Source organism: Pantoea sp. SGAir0430 (genome assembly GCF_043549295.1).
Genome location: NZ_CP039427.1, coordinates 2,376,838 through 2,393,687, shown reverse-complemented (window position 1 = coordinate 2,393,687; position 16,850 = coordinate 2,376,838). Strand labels below are relative to the sequence as shown.

Annotated in this window: 16 protein-coding genes and 1 pseudogene; 9 read left to right on the top strand and 8 right to left on the bottom strand. The window is 59.0% G+C overall.

Features of this window, described 5'->3' with window-relative positions; all coding sequences use genetic code 11:
- The first annotated feature begins 184 nt into the window (after window positions 1–184).
- The 4 genes from pnp (at window position 185) to E7738_RS11465 (ending at window position 5,468) form a co-directional block, all read left to right on the top strand.
- On the top strand, window positions 185–2,317 hold the full coding sequence (pnp, locus tag E7738_RS11480) for a polyribonucleotide nucleotidyltransferase (RefSeq protein WP_058770684.1): 2,133 nt from the start codon (window positions 185–187) through the stop codon (window positions 2,315–2,317).
- A 192-nt stretch (window positions 2,318–2,509) separates the two neighbouring features.
- Entirely contained in the window at window positions 2,510–3,394 is an 885-nt protein-coding gene (gene nlpI, locus E7738_RS11475; RefSeq protein WP_021507697.1) for a lipoprotein NlpI, read from the top strand.
- Between the two features lie 105 nt (window positions 3,395–3,499).
- Window positions 3,500–3,556 (top strand): protein YrbN, encoded by a 57-nt coding sequence (yrbN, locus tag E7738_RS11470; protein WP_098053093.1) that lies wholly within the window; start codon window positions 3,500–3,502, stop codon window positions 3,554–3,556.
- A gap of 16 nt (window positions 3,557–3,572) precedes the next feature.
- Entirely contained in the window at window positions 3,573–5,468 is a 1,896-nt protein-coding gene (locus E7738_RS11465; RefSeq protein WP_058759574.1) for a DEAD/DEAH family ATP-dependent RNA helicase, read from the top strand.
- Between the two features lie 65 nt (window positions 5,469–5,533).
- On the opposite strand, the gene E7738_RS11460 is transcribed toward E7738_RS11465, so the two are convergent.
- Window positions 5,534–6,280, bottom strand: coding sequence for an SDR family NAD(P)-dependent oxidoreductase (locus E7738_RS11460; RefSeq protein ID WP_021507695.1), 747 nt, complete (start codon window positions 6,278–6,280; stop codon window positions 5,534–5,536).
- A 181-nt stretch (window positions 6,281–6,461) separates the two neighbouring features.
- Between E7738_RS11460 and E7738_RS11455 the strand changes: the two genes are divergently transcribed.
- Window positions 6,462–7,376 carry an AraC family transcriptional regulator gene (locus E7738_RS11455; RefSeq protein ID WP_059009545.1) on the top strand — a complete coding sequence of 305 codons (915 nt, stop codon included), beginning with the start codon at window positions 6,462–6,464 and terminating at the stop codon, window positions 7,374–7,376.
- 3 nt (window positions 7,377–7,379) lie between these two features.
- Here the strand turns inward: E7738_RS11455 and E7738_RS11450 are convergent, their stop codons facing one another.
- The 3 genes from E7738_RS11450 to E7738_RS11440 all read right to left on the bottom strand — a co-directional run bounded on the left by E7738_RS11450 (window position 7,380) and on the right by E7738_RS11440 (window position 10,396).
- A complete protein-coding gene (locus tag E7738_RS11450) occupies window positions 7,380–8,390 on the bottom strand; it encodes a luciferase-like monooxygenase (protein ID WP_021507693.1) in 1,011 nt (336 codons plus the stop codon).
- 116 nt (window positions 8,391–8,506) lie between these two features.
- The gene (locus E7738_RS11445; RefSeq protein WP_058770682.1) at window positions 8,507–9,391 is read right to left on the bottom strand and encodes a U32 family peptidase; all 885 of its coding nucleotides are present in this window, start codon (window positions 9,389–9,391) and stop codon (window positions 8,507–8,509) included.
- Window positions 9,392–9,400: 9 nt separating this feature from the next.
- On the bottom strand, window positions 9,401–10,396 hold the full coding sequence (locus E7738_RS11440; protein WP_058759571.1) for a ubiquinone anaerobic biosynthesis protein UbiU: 996 nt from the start codon (window positions 10,394–10,396) through the stop codon (window positions 9,401–9,403).
- Between the two features lie 205 nt (window positions 10,397–10,601).
- Between E7738_RS11440 and E7738_RS11435 the strand changes: the two genes are divergently transcribed.
- Window positions 10,602–11,126 (top strand): ubiquinone anaerobic biosynthesis accessory factor UbiT, encoded by a 525-nt coding sequence (locus E7738_RS11435; RefSeq protein WP_150361181.1) that lies wholly within the window; start codon window positions 10,602–10,604, stop codon window positions 11,124–11,126.
- Window positions 11,120–11,626 carry a GNAT family N-acetyltransferase gene (locus tag E7738_RS11430; protein WP_021507689.1) on the top strand — a complete coding sequence of 169 codons (507 nt, stop codon included), beginning with the start codon at window positions 11,120–11,122 and terminating at the stop codon, window positions 11,624–11,626. Before E7738_RS11435 ends, E7738_RS11430 begins: the two co-directional genes overlap by 7 nt.
- On the opposite strand, the gene E7738_RS11425 is transcribed toward E7738_RS11430, so the two are convergent.
- Window positions 11,610–11,897 (bottom strand): GIY-YIG nuclease family protein, encoded by a 288-nt coding sequence (locus tag E7738_RS11425; protein WP_021507688.1) that lies wholly within the window; start codon window positions 11,895–11,897, stop codon window positions 11,610–11,612. The two genes, E7738_RS11430 and E7738_RS11425, sit on opposite strands and share 17 nt — an antisense overlap.
- Window positions 11,898–11,974: 77 nt before the next feature.
- Between E7738_RS11425 and E7738_RS11420 the strand changes: the two genes are divergently transcribed.
- Window positions 11,975–12,388, top strand: a complete 414-nt coding sequence (locus E7738_RS11420) for a YhbP family protein (RefSeq protein ID WP_150361183.1) — start codon at window positions 11,975–11,977, stop codon at window positions 12,386–12,388.
- 34 nt (window positions 12,389–12,422) lie between these two features.
- Here E7738_RS11420 and E7738_RS11415 read toward each other — a convergent pair whose 3' ends face one another.
- Window positions 12,423–12,944 carry a type 1 glutamine amidotransferase domain-containing protein gene (locus tag E7738_RS11415; RefSeq protein ID WP_021507686.1) on the bottom strand — a complete coding sequence of 174 codons (522 nt, stop codon included), beginning with the start codon at window positions 12,942–12,944 and terminating at the stop codon, window positions 12,423–12,425.
- A gap of 237 nt (window positions 12,945–13,181) precedes the next feature.
- Here E7738_RS11415 and E7738_RS11410 point away from each other — a divergent pair, with 237 nt between their 5' ends.
- Window positions 13,182–14,207 (top strand): permease, encoded by a 1,026-nt coding sequence (locus E7738_RS11410; protein WP_394515644.1) that lies wholly within the window; start codon window positions 13,182–13,184, stop codon window positions 14,205–14,207.
- A 3-nt stretch (window positions 14,208–14,210) separates the two neighbouring features.
- Here the strand turns inward: E7738_RS11410 and nrdG are convergent.
- Both nrdG and nrdD read right to left on the bottom strand, forming a co-directional pair.
- Window positions 14,211–14,675, bottom strand: a pseudogene (gene nrdG / locus E7738_RS11405) (anaerobic ribonucleoside-triphosphate reductase-activating protein); the annotation flags it as partial.
- The gene (gene nrdD, locus E7738_RS11400; RefSeq protein ID WP_394515643.1) at window positions 14,672–16,810 is read right to left on the bottom strand and encodes an anaerobic ribonucleoside-triphosphate reductase; all 2,139 of its coding nucleotides are present in this window, start codon (window positions 16,808–16,810) and stop codon (window positions 14,672–14,674) included. The pseudogene nrdG and the gene nrdD, both read right to left, overlap by 4 nt.
- Window positions 16,811–16,850 lie beyond the last annotated feature (40 nt).

Below are 16,850 nucleotides of genomic sequence, written 5' to 3'. Positions count from 1 at the left end.
CAATCCGGACCAAACTCATGTATTGTTGCTGAGAGTGATCTTTGCTTGCAGAGGTTCGCGCGGCTAATGAGAGGCTTTACCGCAGGGGCGGTTAAGGGTTGTCATTAGTCGCGAGGATGCAACTAAAGATCGGTAATCCCCGGCGGGCCGAGCAGGCTTTGCCACGAATTTAAGGACTTAAATTTTGCTGAACCCGATCGTACGCAAATTCCAATATGGTCAGCATACCGTCACGCTGGAAACCGGCATGATGGCGCGCCAGGCCACCGCAGCAGTAATGGTAAGCATGGACGACACCGCGGTATTCGTTACCGTCGTGGGCCAGAAAAAAGCCAAAGCCGGTCAGGACTTCTTCCCTCTGACAGTGAACTATCAGGAGCGTACTTACGCTGCTGGCCGTATTCCGGGCAGCTTCTTCCGTCGTGAAGGCCGTCCAAGCGAAGGCGAAACCCTGATTGCGCGTCTGATTGACCGCCCGGTGCGTCCGCTGTTCCCGGAAGGTTTTGTTAACGAAGTACAGGTTATCGCGACTGTGGTATCCGTGAACCCGCAGGTTAACCCGGACATCGTTGCGATGATCGGTGCTTCTGCTGCGCTGTCACTGTCTGGTATTCCGTTCAACGGCCCAATCGGTGCGGCACGCGTTGGTTACATCAACGATCAGTACGTGCTGAACCCAACCGCGGATGAGATCAAACAGTCTCGTCTGGATCTGGTGGTTGCCGGTACGCAGAATGCAGTGCTGATGGTGGAATCTGAAGCGGACATCCTGACCGAAGATCAGATGCTGGGTGCTGTGGTGTTCGGCCACGACCAGCAGCAGGTTGTGATTGAAAACATCAATGCGCTGGTGGCCGAAGCCGGCAAACCACGCTGGGACTGGCAGCCAGAGCCGGCGAACGATGCGCTGATCGCACGCGTTGCCGCCCTGGCCGAAGCGCGTATCAGCGATGCTTACCGCATCACTGACAAGCAGGAGCGCTATGCGCAGGTTGGCGTCATCAAAGACGAAACCATCGCCGCACTGCTGGCTGAAGACGAAACGCTGGATGATGCCGAAATCGGTGACATCGTACACAGCCTGGAAAAGAACGTGGTGCGTACCCGTATCCTGAACGGCGAACCGCGTATCGATGGCCGCGAAAAAGATATGATCCGTGGTCTGGACGTGCGCACTGGCGTACTGCCGCGTACCCACGGTTCTGCGCTGTTTACCCGTGGTGAAACGCAGGCGCTGGTCGCTGCCACCCTCGGTACCGCGCGTGACGCACAGAATCTCGATGAGCTGATGGGCGAGCGTACTGACAGCTTCCTGTTCCACTACAACTTCCCTCCGTACTCCGTGGGCGAAACCGGTATGGTTGGCTCACCGAAGCGTCGTGAAATTGGTCACGGCCGCCTGGCGAAGCGTGGCGTGCTGGCAGTAATGCCTAAACAGGATGCGTTCCCGTACACCGTGCGCGTCGTGTCTGAAATCACCGAATCGAACGGTTCTTCTTCTATGGCTTCCGTGTGCGGTGCATCGCTGGCACTGATGGACGCTGGCGTACCGATCAAAGCGGCCGTTGCCGGTATCGCGATGGGTCTGGTGAAAGAAGACGAGAAGTTCGTGGTGCTGTCTGACATCCTCGGCGACGAAGATCACCTCGGCGATATGGACTTCAAAGTAGCCGGTAGCCGTGAAGGTATCACCGCGCTGCAGATGGACATCAAAATTGAAGGTATCACCCGCGAAATCATGCAGGTGGCACTGAACCAGGCCAAGGGTGCGCGTCTGCACATTCTGAGCGTGATGGAACAGGCGATCAGCACGCCGCGTCAGGAGATCTCCGAGTTCGCGCCGCGCATCTACACCATCAAGATCAACTCAGACAAGATCAAAGACGTCATCGGTAAAGGCGGTTCAGTTATCCGTGCGCTGACCGAAGAGACCGGCACCACCATCGAAATCGAAGATGATGGCACCGTGAAGATCGCAGCGACCGACGGCCTGAAAGCCAAAGAAGCGATTCGTCGCATCGAAGAGATCACCGCTGAGATCGAAGTGGGCCGTATCTACGCCGGTAAAGTGACCCGTATCGTTGATTTCGGTGCCTTCGTGGCAATCGGCGGCGGTAAAGAAGGTCTGGTACACATTTCTCAGATCGCCGACAAGCGCGTAGAGAAAGTGACCGATTACCTGCAGATGGGTCAGGAAGTGCCAGTTAAAGTGATGGAAGTGGATCGTCAGGGCCGCGTTCGTCTCAGCATCAAAGAAGCGACAGAGCAGAAGCCAGCAGAAGAAACCGCTGCGGTGACGACGCCTGACGCCGAGTAAGCGTTTTTCCTGATCAGCCGCTCCCTGCCTGCTGGCGGGGAGCGGTGTTTGTATACCCGGAATGCGTGGCGCGCTGGTCAGCGTGTCAGTGCAGCTGAAGCAGGACGGGTATCATCGCGAGGGCGGGAACCCTTGTGCATAGCAGGCGGATGACAGGATGGTTATCCCAATGTTTGTATTCGGGAGTGGGAAATGAAGCCTTTTTTGCGCTGGTGTTTTGTTGCGACAGCTATCACGCTGGCAGGATGCAGCAACTCCAATTGGCGTAAGAACGAAGTTCTGGCAGTACCTTTGCAGCCCACACTGCAGCAAGAGGTTATTCTGGCGCGAATGGAACAAATTCTTGCCAGTCGGGCCCTGACCGATGATGAACGCGCACAGCTGTTATATGAGCGCGGAGTGTTGTATGATAGTTTGGGTCTGAGGGCACTAGCGCGGAACGATTTCTCGCAAGCGCTGTCTATCAGACCGGATATGCCGGAAGTGTTTAACTATCTCGGCATTTACTTAACGCAGGCAGGCAATTTTGATGCTGCCTATGAAGCGTTTGATTCTGTACTTGAGCTTGATCCAACTTACAACTATGCGCATTTAAACCGTGGTATCGCCCTCTATTACGGCGGTCGATACAAGTTAGCGCAAGATGATCTGCTGGCGTTTTATCAAGACGATCCTAACGATCCGTTCCGCAGCCTGTGGCTCTACCTCGTTGAACGCGAGATGGATGCCGACAAGGCAAAAGTGACGCTACAACAGCGTTACGACAAGGCGGCTAAGGACCAATGGGGATGGAATATTGTCGAGTTCTACCTGGGCGACATCAGTGAAAAAACATTGATGGAACGTCTCAAGGCGGACGCAACGGATAACACCTCGCTCGCTGAACATCTCAGTGAAACCAACTTCTATTTAGGTAAGTACTACCTAAGTCTGGGGGAGAAGGACGACGCGAAAGCGTTGTTCAAACTGGCGGTGGCCAACAACGTCAATAACTTTGTTGAACACCGATACGCATTGTTGGAACTGGCGCAACTCGGCCAGACACAAGACGATTTATCAGAATCTGACCAGCAATAGCTGACGAACTTTTATTGCCTGATTTACCCGTAAAGTCATCGCCTGAACAGGTGAGGGCTTTTCTGTTCGTCAAAACTTCTAATTTGAGCCGGTTCACACTTTTTGATGAAAATGACTGAAAGTTTTCACGACGAGTTATGTAGACTGGCCGCCGCAATCTAAGAGGCACGTGTACTACATGACTGATATTCAAACCACTTTTGCTGATCTGGGCCTGAACGCCGACATCCTCGAATCACTGAACGGTATGGGCTACGTTAAGCCATCGCCAATCCAGGCTGAGTGTATTCCTCACCTGCTGGCGGGCCGTGATGTGCTGGGTATGGCGCAGACCGGTAGTGGTAAAACAGCAGCGTTCTCGCTGCCGCTGCTGAACAACGTTGATCCCTCTGTCCGCGCACCGCAAATCCTGGTGCTGGCGCCGACCCGCGAACTGGCGGTTCAGGTGGCTGAAGCGATGACAGAATTCTCTAAACACATGCGCGGTATTAACGTCGTGGCCCTGTACGGTGGCCAGCGTTATGACGTGCAGCTGCGCGCACTGCGCCAGGGTCCACAGATCGTGGTTGGTACCCCGGGCCGTCTGCTGGATCACCTGAAACGCGGTACCCTGGACCTGTCCAGCCTGCGTGGTCTGGTACTGGACGAAGCCGATGAAATGCTGCGTATGGGCTTCATCGAAGACGTTGAAACCATCATGGCGCAGATCCCGGAAGGTCATCAGACCGCACTGTTCTCTGCAACCATGCCGGAAGCGATTCGCCGTATCACTAAGCGTTTCATGAAGGATCCGCAGGAAGTGCGCATCCAGTCCAGCATCACTACACGCCCGGACATTTCTCAGTCTTACTGGACCGCTTACGGTCGTAAGTCTGACGCGCTGGTGCGTTTCCTCGAAGCGGAAGACTTTGATGCTGCCATCATCTTCGTGCGCACCAAAAATGCCACGCTGGAAGTCGCAGAAACGCTGGAGCGTAACGGCTACAACAGCGCCGCGCTGAACGGTGACATGAACCAGGCGCTGCGTGAGCAGACGCTGGAGCGCCTGAAAGACGGTCGTCTGGATATCCTGATCGCGACTGACGTTGCGGCCCGTGGTCTGGACGTTGAGCGTATTAGCCTGGTGGTTAACTACGACATCCCGATGGATGCCGAATCGTATGTACACCGTATCGGCCGTACCGGTCGTGCGGGTCGTGCTGGCCGTGCGCTGCTGTTCGTTGAGAACCGCGAGCGTCGTCTGCTGCGCAACATCGAACGCACCATGAAGCTGACTATTCCGGAAGTTGAGCTGCCTAACGCCGAGCTGCTGAGTCAGCGTCGTCTGGCGCAGTTCGCTGCCAAAGTTCAGCAGCAGCTGGAAAGCAGCGATCTGGATCAGTACCGTGCGCTGCTGGCTAAAATGCAGCCAGAAGAAGAGCTGGATATGGAAACGCTGGCCGCTGCACTGCTGAAAATGGCGCAGGGCGAACGTCCACTGATTCTGCCACCGGATGCACCACGTCCACAGCGTCGTGAATTCCGCGATCGCGATGAGCGTGGCGGCGACCGTCCACGTCGTGACAGCCGTGATAGCCGCGAAGGTGGCGATCGTCCACGTCGCGAACGTCGTGACGTTGGCGAAATGCAGCTGTACCGCATTGAAGTGGGCCGTGACGACGGTGTTGAAGTGCGTCATATCGTGGGCGCGATTGCTAACGAAGGCGATATCAGCAGCCGTTACATCGGTAACATCAAGCTGTTTGGTACCCACTCCACTATCGAGCTGCCAAAAGGCATGCCGGGTGAAGTCCTGCAGCACTTCACGCGTACGCGTATTCTCAACAAGCCGATGAATATGCAGCTGCTGGGCGATGCACAGCCACACGAGCGCACCGAGCGTCGTAGCGGCGGTCGTGACTTCGGTGGTGAGCGTCGTGGTAACCGCGAGGGTGGCAACCGTGAAGGTGGCGCACCGCGTCGTTTCTCTGAGCGTCGCGAAGGCGGTCGTGAAGGCGGACGTTTCAGCCGTGAAGGTGGCCGTGGCCCACGTCGCGACGAAGGCGCAGCTGCACCACGTCGCCGTGATGCATAAGCGTTAATCGCTTAAAAATAAAAAGGACGCGCAAGCGTCCTTTTTTTATGTCTGTAACGCAGGCTTTACACGCCGCCGGCAATCAGCACCCGCTCACCGGTAACATAAGCCGACTCTTCCGACGCCAGAAATAGCGCCACCTGCGCCACATCCTCCGGCAGGCCAAAGCGTCCCAGCGGCGTGGCCGCGATCAGCTGCGCTTTAAATTCCGCATTCATTTTTTTCGCTGCCAGCAGCCCTTCGGTCAGAATGATCCCCGGCGCCAGCGCGTTGACGCGAATGTTGCGCGGGCCCAGCTCACGTGCCAGCCCCTGCGTTAAGGTGTCGATCGCGCCTTTAGTCGCTGACCACAGTACCGAGCCGGGCAGGCTGCGCTGGCTGTTTAGCGCGCTGAGGTTGATGATGCAGCCGCCGCGCGCCGGAAAATGCTGCGCCGCCTGCTGGCACACCAGCAGCGTACCGAGCAGATTGACGTTGAGCTGCTGCTGCATGTCGCTGACGCTGAGGCTGGCGAAGTCACCATGGTGAAACATGCCGGCGTTGTTGACCACGATGTCTGGCGCGCCAAACTGCGCAATACTGCTGGCGAACAGGCGTTGCACGTCAGCTTCACGGGATATATCGGCCTGTACGGCGATGGCGTCGCTTCCCAGCGCGCAAATATCGGTCACCACATCCGCCGCGCCCGCTTCATCCTGACGATAATTCACCACCACCCGGGCGCCGGCCGCGGCGAAAGTCATGGCGATGGCGGCGCCAATGCCTTTCGACGCGCCCGTCACCAGCGCAATTTTGCCTTCAAGTGCTTGCATTGTGTCTCTCCACCTGAGATTTCGGGTGAGTAAAGCATGCGCTGTTGCCGCTTTGTGCGGTAGCGCAATCCTGCAAGCTTTTTGCACGATCCTGCAAATCTGTGGCGCAGGGACTAGGCGCAACCGCATCGGCAGGTAAGAATGGGGATTCAGTGATTTTTCATCGCGGAGTGCATAACGCATGATTCATCAGGAACAGTGGCAGCAGCTGGTGGCGATGATTGCCCGTCACGCGCAGCAGGATGGGCGCACCGCCAGCGCGATTGATTTTCTCTCTTTTGGCCGCAGCTCGCACCCCTCCAGCCTGGCGCACATTGCCAGTTGGGCGGGGTTTGCGCTGATGGCCCAGGGCCAGAAAGCACTGCGCATGGGCGATGATGTGATGCATTACGGGCCGGGCGATCTGCTGCTGGTCACCATGGACATGCCGGTGCAGTCCTGCGTGGTGCTGGCGACGCCAGAGAAACCCTGTCTTGGCGTCGGCATCACCATCAACGAAGCGCGCCTGCTGCGCTATCTGGAGCATTTCCCGCCGCAGCAGATTGGCAGCGCCGCCCCAGAACGCAGCATTACCGTGCACAAAGTCGCGCCGCCGCTGGTGGATGCGGTGATGCGGCTGGTGGCGCTGCTGGATCAGCCGCAGGATATCGCCGCGCTGGCACCGCTGATTGAGCAGGAGATTTTCTATCGCCTGCTGACCGGGCCGGAAGGGCCGCGCATTCTGAACATGGCGCTGACCGAGCGCCCGGGCAACAAAGTGGCGCGCGCGGCGCGCTGGCTGCGCGAAAACTTTCATCAACCGCTGAAGGTGGATCAGCTGGCCAGCAGCGTTGGCATGAGCATTTCATCGCTGCACCATCACTTTAAAGCGGTTACGGCGATGACGCCGATGCAGTATCAGAAGCAGCTGCGGCTCAACGAAGCGCGCCGGCTGATGATGATTGAGAAGCTGGATGCCGGGACGGCGGGCTATCGGGTGGGCTATCAGAGTGCGTCGCAGTTCAGCCGGGAGTACAGCCGTTTTTATGGCCAGTCTCCGGCGCGCGATGTGCGCAAGATGGCGGTGGGGCCGGAAGGACTCTCCCCACCGCAGTAAGGCTTACAGCGTGCGTGCGGCTTCCATCGCCAGCGCGAACGAACGCAGGCGCGCCTGCGGATCGTAAATCTGGCCGTTGACCATGATCTCATCCGCCTGGGTTTCACGCAGCAGTGCGGCAAGGCCGTGGCGCACTTTATCTTTATCGCCCACCACCGACATGCTCAGCGCCTGCTGCACGCCATACTGTTCGGACGGCGACCACAGGTTATCCATGTTCTCCACCGGCGCCGGCAGCGGGCCGGGCTTGCCGCGGCGCAGATTAATGAACTGCTGCTGCATCGAGGTGAACAGGAAGCGCGCATCACGATCGCTGTCTGCCGCCACCACGTTGACACACACCATAGCGTAAGGTTTTGCCAGACGCGCAGAGGGCTGGAATTTTTCGCGATACAGGTGCAGCGCCTGCAACAGCAGGTCTGGCGCGAAGTGCGAAGCAAAGGCAAACGGCAGACCAAGCTGCGCCGCCAGCTGCGCGCTATACAGGCTGGAACCCAGCAGCCACACCGGAATTTTCAGCCCGAGGCCAGGCACCGGCTGTACCGGCGGATGTTCGCCCTCTTCGGCATCGAACCAGCGGATCAGATCGGCCACATCTTCCGGGAAGCTGTCGGCCTGGGCGCTCGAAAGATGACGGCGCAGCGCCAGCATGGTGCGCTGATCGGAGCCGGGCGCGCGGCCCAGTCCGAGATCGATACGGCCAGGGTAGAGGGATTCCAGGGTGCCAAACTGTTCGGCAATCACCAGCGGTGCGTGGTTGGGCAGCATGATCCCGCCGGAGCCGAGGCGCAGCGTTTCGGTGTTAGCGGCGAGATAGCCAATCAGCACCGACGTTGCGGCGCTGGCGATGCCGGTCATGTTGTGGTGTTCGGCCAGCCAGTAGCGATGAAAGCCAAGGGCTTCAGCCTGACGCGCCAGCGCCAGCGAATTATGGAAGGCATCGCGCGCAGACGAGCCTTGCGGAATGGGGGCCAGATCCAGCACGGACAGGCGAACAGTTTTCTTCTCAGACATGGGTACTCCAGCAAAGGATGGCGCAGGTGATAAGTAAACCTGCACCAGTCAGTATTACGCATCATTACCCATATTAAAACTGCTAATAACGGCAGGAATATAGCCGGAATGTGCCTTTAACCGCCGCTATCCAGCGCCATTCCGGCCAGGCGGCGCCAGTAACCGTTGCTGTCGCTGCCGCGCGCCATCATCAGCGGTGCTTCACCCGCTTCGTTAGCGCGGAAGCGATCAACCTGTGCCAGCGTGCTCTCATCCTGCGGCGACAGGCGCACAATATCGATCCAGCCATGCATACCGGCGAGATCGTTGCCAAGGTTGTAACAGTAGCCGCTCATGGTCTGAATGCCGTTGAGGACAAACACCTGCTGGCCCTCCTGCGACAGCACGCGGCGTCCGGTGGGATAATCAATACAGCAGGTCTGGCAATCATCTTTGGCACGGTTTTCAGAACGCGCGGTAAAGCAGCGCGCCGACAGCGCCAGCGGCAGATGGCCATAGCCGAGCACTTCAACCTCAAACCGGTCGCGCAGGCCAGCGTCATGGCACTGCTGCAACAGCTGAATCAGCCAGTCGCGTGACATTTCCACCGGCATGCACCAGCGCGTCATGCCCTCCTGCAGCAGCAGCTGGAGCGTCTGCGCGTTATACACATTCAGGGTGGGACCGGCGACAAATGGCAGTTTGCGCTCTGCCGCCATGTTCACGGTGCCGATATCGTTGGCTTCCAGTAAGAACTCACCGTTTTCAACATAGCGGCGCAGCTCTTTGACTTCGGAAGGCGACTGCAGCAGCGCCAGCGTGCTCAGCACCACCTGTTTGCCGCTGGCCGCCAGCGTGCGGCCCATCTCCATCCACTGACTGAACGCGGTGGCGCGGCGTTTGCTGCACACCGCTTCGCCGAGGTAGACGATCTCTGCGCTACTTTCTGCGGCGCGCTGGTAAAACTGCTCCAGCGTGGCGGTTGGCCAGTACCACAGCACCGGGCCGATGGCATATTTCATACGGTCTCCTTATTGCCAGTCGCGGTGATAGGCGCCAAGCGTGGTCTGGCTGCCTTCAGAAAGTTCACCGAGTGCGCGCATCCACGGCGCCTGCACCGTGAACTGTTGCGGATCGGCCATGCAGCGATCGATCGCCTGACGCCACACTTTTGCCACCTGCGCCACATAGGCCGGGCTGCGCTGGCGTCCCTCAATTTTCACCGAGGCGATATTGGCGCGCAGCAGCTCCGGCAGCAGCGCCAGGGTATTGAGGCTGGTGGGCTCTTCCAGCACGTGATAGCGCTGGTTATCCACCTCGTAGCGTCCTTTACACAGCGTCGGATAGCCCGCACTCTCATCGGCGGCGTAACGGTCAATCAGCACTTCGTTCAGGCGCGACTCCATGCCCTGTGCCGTCTGCTGCCAGCGCACAAATTTGGCCGGTGAACAGGCGCCCGCGCTGTTCGGCGACTCGCCGGTCAGCCACGACGAGAGATAGCAGCGGCCTTCTGCCATGATGCACAGGCTGCCAAAGGCGAACACCTCAAGCGGCACCGGCGTTTCACGCGCCAGCTGCTTTACCTGGTGCATCGACAGCACGCGCGGCAGCACCACGCGACTCAGCGCAAAGTGGCGGTGATAAAACTGAATGGCCTGCAGATTGGTGGCGGACGCCTGCACTGACAGGTGACGTTCAACCTGTGGATAGCGGCTGGCGGCATACTCCAGCGTGGCGATATCGGCCAGAATCAGCGCATCGGCACCGTTCTGTGCGGCGACGTCGATGGCGCTTTGCCAGCGGTTAAGGCCGTCAGGATGGGCGAAGGTGTTGATCGCCACGTGCAGTTTACGCCGGTGCTGATGCAGGAAGCGCGCGGCTTCTGCCAGTTTCTTATCGGTAAAATTGAGGCCAGCAAAGTGGCGGGCGTTGGTGTCATCTTTCAGGCCGACGTACACCGCGTCAGCGCCGTGCTCCACCGCCGATTTCAGCGCAGGTAAATTCCCCGCCGGACACAGCAGTTCCATACAATTTCCTCCCCCGGATTCTGAACGCCGTTGAGTGTAAGGAAGCGCAGGTGCTGCAATGTTGATTTAAGGCAGTGAAAGCGGGATTGCCAGGGCGGAATGGAGAATTTTCGCACAGACGCGGGGCGATTTCCTTGATCCCGGTTGAGGCGAAAGCCGACGGATGTGGCAATATAGATAAAATTTTCTCAAGGGAGTGCAGCGCATGTTCGCACGCTTACGCGGCCTGTTAATTGAAAAAGGGCCGGAATTCCTCGCTTTACCGGTGTCGCTAACACCATTCGCCGTGAAAAAAACGGTTTTGCAACAACTCCTAAACTGGCAATTTCGTCATGCTTTGGCTGAAGGTGAGTTAGACTTTCTGCAAGGGCGCTATCTCGGCATTGAGATCGCGGACGTCAATCTGCGCTGGATCACCACGCTGCAGGACGGGCGCCTGACCGTTTCGCGCGATGCCGTAGCAGATGTCTGGTTTCGTGGCGAAGCCAACGATCTGCTGCTGGTAGCAGCACGCAAAGCCGACCCCGATATGTTGTTCTTTCAGCGCCGTCTGGTGATTGAGGGCGACACGGAGCTGGGACTGGAGGTGAAGAATCTGATGGATGCCATAGAACTGGACGCCATGCCCACGCCATTGCGCACGGGGTTGCTGCAGCTGGCTGCTTTTGTTGAGGCAGGAATGACACAGGACGCGAAGGCCGCTGAGGCGCGCGCGGGGATCTCATGTTGATTCGTACTGAAATTGGTGTGGACGCGGCAGGCATCGACAGCCTGTTAAAGCGCAGTTTTGCCACCGCAGCCGAAGCGGAACTGGTACAGCAGCTGCGTGAAGACGGTTTACTCACGCTGGGTGTGGTGGCCACCGATGACGAAGGCCAGGTGCTGGGTTATGCCGCCTTCAGTCCGGTGACGTTGCAGGGCGAGGATCGTAACTGGGTGGCGCTGGCGCCGCTGGCGGTTGATGCCTCGGTGCGCAGTCAGGGCATTGCTAAACAGCTGGTGTATGAAGGGCTCGATTCGCTCAATGAGTTCAGCTACAGCGCCGTGGTGGTGCTGGGCGATCCGCAGTTCTACAATCCGCTCGGCTTTGAACCGGCGGCGCGTCACGGCCTGCACTGCCGCTGGCCCGGCAGCGAAGCGGCGTTTCAGGTGTATAAACTGGCGGACGATGCATTCGATGGGGCAGAAGGGCTGATCGCCTTCTCGGCACCTTTCAATCGTATCGACTAAACCACGCCGTTAAGCAGGCCGGCTGCTGGGCAACCAGCAGCAGTTTCTGCGCCCGGCTCAGCTGTTTTACCTGATACTCCAGCCGGGAAGCCGCCGCGCGATCGCCAGCCGCGCAGTGAAACACCAGCGTCAGTGGACCTTTGCCGCGCAGCGCACGGGCACCGCGCCCCTGCTGGTGCTGCTGCAGGCGACGGTTGACGTCAGTGGTGATGCCGGTATAAAGCATCCCGGCGGCGGTTTGCAGCATATACAGCTGCCAGCCCTGTTCCATTTACAAACCTCGTTCATGTGCTGGCAGACAGTGTAACGCGCCTGCGGCCGCATCGCTATCAACGCACGGAGTTGCTCTTGTCTGATCATTCTCATCTGATTCGCTATCTGAAAAAACAGCACGTGCTGTCGCTGTGTGCCAGCGACGGCGATGCGCTATGGTGCGCCAACTGTTTCTACGTATTCGATGAAGCGCGCATGGCGTTCTGGCTGATGACCGAAGCGGATACGCGCCACGGCGTGCTGATGGCGCGTTATCCACGCGTCGCCGGTACGGTGAACGGCCAGCCGAAAACGGTGCTGCTGATTAAAGGCGTGCAGTATCGCGGGCGTATTCAGCTGACTGATGAGGCGCAGGCGCTGAAGGCCTATCAGTCGCGCTTTCCGGTGGCAAAAAAAGTCACCGCGCCGCTGTGGGAAATTACGCTTGATGAGCTGAAAATGACCGATAACGCGCTGGGGTTTGGCAAAAAGATTGTCTGGCAGCGTTAGCCCGGCACGCGCAGAGGCGCACCGGGCGACCGCCTTACGCTGCGTTCAGAATGCGCAGGGATTCGCGGTTAAACGCGGGCAGGTCTTCAGGCGTGCGGCTGGTAACCAGCTTGTCATCATCAACCACCACCTCTTTATCGTAAAAGTCCGCGCCGGCATTACGCAGATCGATGGCGATAGCTTTCACGCAGGTCATTTTGCGACCGCGCACGCCGTTCGCGCTGATCAGCAACTGCGGACCGTGACAGATGGCGAAAATCGGTTTGCCGCTGGCGACAAACTCTTTGGTAAAGGTGACAAAGCGATCGTCACCGCGCAGCGCGTCAGGCGAATGACCGCCGGGCAGCAGCAGCGCGTCGAACTCGGCCGGGCTGACATGGTCAATATCCTTGTCGATTTTGACTTCGGCTTTGCCCTGTTTTCCCTTCACGGTTTTGCCCGCCTGCATCTCAATGGTGACCACTTCATGGCCCGCTTTGGTGAAGGCCTCGGCCGGTGAGGTAAACTCTGAGTCTTCAAATTCATCGGTAATCAGAACCGCTATTTTCTTGCTCATCTTTCTCCTCCTTGCTGGTCACGCACCTGCTGTGCGTGACACGTTTCAACAGACAAGTCTGGACCCTGAGCGCGGAAACGCAAGCCAGCCGGCGCAGGCGGGATTGGTTAAATTCCGGAGACAGATCAAGTTTAAGCGTGACGACGCTGGCACACAGTCATAACCTGAATAACACTGTGGGATCTGCGTCGCGCGCTCCGCGCGGCATACGTTATTCAGTTGAATACGGAACCGGTTATGACCCAATTCGCCTCACCTGCACCAGCGGCCCGCTTCGCCTGGTGGAAACCGCTGCTGTTCCTCGCCGTGGTACTTATCGGCCTGTGGTACGTAAAATGGCAGCCTTACTATGGCAAAGCCTTCACGGCCGCAGAAACCCATTCCATCGGCCGCTCTATTCTTGCCAATGCCGCAGATTCGCCGTGGCGCGCCGCGCTGGATTACGCCATGGTCTATTTTCTCGCGGTGTGGAAAGCCGCGGTGCTCGGCGTGGTGCTGGGCTCGCTGGTGCAGGTGCTGATTCCGCGCCGCTGGCTGCTGCGCCTGATGGGCAGCAACCGGCTGGGGGCCACGCTGGTCGGCACCGGTTTTGGCCTCCCGGGCATGATGTGCAGCTGCTGTGCCGCGCCAGTTACCGTCGGCCTGCGTCAGGCGCAGGTTTCAAGCGGCGCGGCGATGGCGTTCTGGCTGGCGAATCCGCTGCTCAATCCGGCAACGCTGGTGTTTATGGGCTTTGTGCTCGGCTGGCAGTTTGCCGCCATTCGGCTGGTGGCGGGTGGGGTGATGGTGCTGGGCATTGCCCTGCTGGTGCAGCGCAGCGTGCCGGAAACCGCCGTTGCCGCGCCGCTGTTGCCGCAAGAAAGCCATGAACGGTTTGTGACGCGCTGGCTGCGTGTGATGTGGCGGCTGTTCTGTAACACCATTCCGCTCTACATCGTGGCGGTGCTGCTGCTCGGCGCCGCGCGCGTCTGGCTGTTTCCGCACGCGGACGGCGCGGTGGGGAATACGCTGTTCTGGGTGATGCTGATGGCCATCGCCGGCTGCCTGTTTGTGATCCCGACCGCCGCCGAGATCCCCATCGTGCAAACCATGATGCTGGCGGGCATGGGCATCGCACCGGCGCTGGCGCTGCTGGTGACGCTGCCCGCGGTCAGCGTGCCGTCGCTACTGATGCTGCATCGCGCGTTCCCGCCGCGCGCGTTGTGGATCGCCTTCTGCGGCGTGGCCGTCAGCGGCATGCTGCTCGGCATCCTCGCACTGTGACTGGCGTAAATACCAGATAGTCTGATTGCGGCTGCCGCGCCACAGCAGCCGCGCATCTTTTTCCGCTTCGATGAAACGTCCATCAATCAGCACGTCGATTTCCGCAATCACTTCACGCTGCGCCGCCGTCAGTTCCGCCAGGGTGTAGCCGGTCCACAGCCAGATATCTTTATCCGGACAGTCGCGCCGCACGCGCTTCACCAGCCGGCGAATATGCGGCACATTGTGCGGATGCAGCGGATCGCCGCCGCTCAGCGACAGCCCCTGACGCGGAATGCGGCGATCCTGCAGATCGGCGATCAGCTGCTCCTCCATGGCCAGCGTAAACGGCACGCCGGAGTCAGGCCGCCAGGTGCTCTGGTTGTAGCAGCCGCGGCACTGATGTTCGCAGCCCGCGACAAACAGCGTGCAGCGCGTGCCGGGACCATTCACGATATCCACATCATAGTAACGATGAATGTGCATCATCCCAGCTGTCCGGTATCAAGGTGTTTAACACGGCGCTGCACCTCTTCCTGCTTGCCGGCGTTGAACGGCCGCGCATCCGGACTGCCAAGATAGCCGCAGACGCGGCGCGTGACCGAAACTCGCGCCGGATCGTGATTGCCGCAGCACGGACAGGTAAAGCCTTTGCTGGTACAGCTGAACTCGCCGCTGAAGCCGCACTCGTAGCACTCATCGATCGGCGTGTTGGTGCCGTAATAGGGCACGCGGTCGTAGCTGTAATCCCACACATCTTCCAGCGCCCGCAGGTTGTGCTGAATGTTGGGGTATTCGCCGTAACAGATGAAGCCGCCGTTAGCGATGGCCGGGTAGGGCGCTTCAAAGTCGATTTTGTCGTACGGATTGACCTTTTTCTCTACGTCGAGATGGAAGCTGTTGGTGTAATAGCCCTTGTCGGTCACGCCCGGCACTACGCCAAATTCGGCGGCATCAAGGCGACAGAAGCGATCGCACAGGTTTTCACTGGGCGTACTGTACAGGCTAAAGCCGTAGCCGGTTTCCGCTTTCCACGCATCCACCGCCTGGCGCAGATGCGTCACAATCGCCACACCGGTTGCGCGCAGATGCGCGGCATCATACGGATGCACGGCGTTGCCGCTTAGCGCGTTAAGCGTTTCATGCAGACCGATATACCCCAGCGAGATCGAGGCGCGGCCGTTGCGGAAGATCTTGCCCACCTCATCGTCCGCGTTGAGCCGCACGCCGCAGGCACCTTCCATGTAAAGAATCGGTGCGACGCGCGCTTTGGTTTTTTCCAGCCGGGCAATGCGGGTCATCAGCGCCCGCTTCGCCAGCGCCAGGCGCGCATCCAGCAACGTCCAGAAGCGGGCTTCGTCTCCCTGGGCTTCTAACGCAATGCGCGGCAGGTTGAGGCTGATCACGCCGATGTTGTTGCGGCCCTCATGAATCTGCTCGCCGTTTTCCTCGTAAACGCCGAGGAAGCTGCGGCAGCCCATCGGCGTTTTGAACGAGCCGGTGACTTCCACCACTTTGTCGTAGTTGAGAATATCCGGATACATGCGCTTGCTGGCACACTCCAGCGCCAGCTGTTTGATGTCGTAATTGATGTCGCCGGCGCGGCGATTGACGCCTTCGCGAATGGCAAACACCAGCTTAGGAAACACCGCGGTTTTATGGTTTTTGCCCAGCCCGGCAATGCGGTTGCGCAGAATCGATTGCTGAATCAGGCGCGCCGCCCAGTCGGTGCCGAGGCCAAAGCCAAAAGTGACGAACGGCGTCTGGCCGTTGGCGGTGTGCAGCGTATTGACTTCGTACTCCAGCGACTGAAACGCGTCGTAGCACTCTTTTTCCGTGCGTGCGTGCGCGTAAGCTTCCACGTCAGCAATCTGCCATTCGCGGGCAATCTGGCGATGTTTTTCAAGGCTGAGGGTGACAAACGGCGCCAGCACTTCGTCAATGCGGTTTATGGTGGTGCCGCCGTAAATATGGCTGGCGACCTGCGCAATGATCTGCGCCGTCACCGCGGTGGCGGTGGCGATGGATTTTGGCGGTTCAATCTCGGCGTTACCCATTTTGAAGCCGTGCGTCAGCATGTCGTGCAGATCAATCAGCATGCAGTTAAACATCGGGAAGAAGGGGGAGTAGTCGAGGTCGTGATAGTGGATCTCACCGCGTTCGTGCGCCAGCACCACATCGCGCGGCAGCAACTGCTGCTGGGCATAATGTTTGGCCACGATGCCGGCCAGCAGGTCGCGCTGCGTCGGGATCACTTTGCTGTCTTTGTTGGCGTTTTCGTTGAGCAGCGCCGCGTTGGTCTGTTCCACCAGGCCGCGAATGGCATGGTTCAGCTTGCCGCGATGCTCGCGCGCCAGATCGCGGTCGTGACGGTATTCGATATAGGCGCGCGCCAGCTGTGGCCAGCGTCCGCTCATCAGCGCTTCTTCCACGGCACACTGGATGTCACGAATATCGACCTCAGCCTGGGTTGCCAGCTGCGCGCTGACCTGCTGAGCGACCGTCGTGCACCAGGCCAGGTCGTCAACCTGGGCGGCCTGGGCGGCGGCCCGCACTGCAGCTTCAATGCGCCGGGCATCAAACGGCACCCTGCAGCCGTCACGCTTAATCACTACCGTTGCCATCTTCCCTTTCTCCGCTGGAAACTACATGTAGATAATTTTA

Coding starts and splice junctions, on each gene's coding strand:
- nlpI (WP_021507697.1), top strand. CDS start 2,510: ATGAAGCCTTTTTTGCGCTGGTGTTTTGTTGCGACAGCTATCACGCTG.
- E7738_RS11465 (WP_058759574.1), top strand. CDS start 3,573: ATGACTGATATTCAAACCACTTTTGCTGATCTGGGCCTGAACGCCGAC.
- E7738_RS11460 (WP_021507695.1), bottom strand. CDS start 6,280: ATGCAAGCACTTGAAGGCAAAATTGCGCTGGTGACGGGCGCGTCGAAA.
- E7738_RS11455 (WP_059009545.1), top strand. CDS start 6,462: ATGATTCATCAGGAACAGTGGCAGCAGCTGGTGGCGATGATTGCCCGT.
- E7738_RS11450 (WP_021507693.1), bottom strand. CDS start 8,390: ATGTCTGAGAAGAAAACTGTTCGCCTGTCCGTGCTGGATCTGGCCCCC.
- E7738_RS11445 (WP_058770682.1), bottom strand. CDS start 9,391: ATGAAATATGCCATCGGCCCGGTGCTGTGGTACTGGCCAACCGCCACG.
- E7738_RS11440 (WP_058759571.1), bottom strand. CDS start 10,396: ATGGAACTGCTGTGTCCGGCGGGGAATTTACCTGCGCTGAAATCGGCG.
- E7738_RS11435 (WP_150361181.1), top strand. CDS start 10,602: ATGTTCGCACGCTTACGCGGCCTGTTAATTGAAAAAGGGCCGGAATTC.
- E7738_RS11430 (WP_021507689.1), top strand. CDS start 11,120: ATGTTGATTCGTACTGAAATTGGTGTGGACGCGGCAGGCATCGACAGC.
- E7738_RS11425 (WP_021507688.1), bottom strand. CDS start 11,897: ATGGAACAGGGCTGGCAGCTGTATATGCTGCAAACCGCCGCCGGGATG.
- E7738_RS11415 (WP_021507686.1), bottom strand. CDS start 12,944: ATGAGCAAGAAAATAGCGGTTCTGATTACCGATGAATTTGAAGACTCA.
- E7738_RS11410 (WP_394515644.1), top strand. CDS start 13,182: ATGACCCAATTCGCCTCACCTGCACCAGCGGCCCGCTTCGCCTGGTGG.
- nrdD (WP_394515643.1), bottom strand. CDS start 16,810: ATGGCAACGGTAGTGATTAAGCGTGACGGCTGCAGGGTGCCGTTTGAT.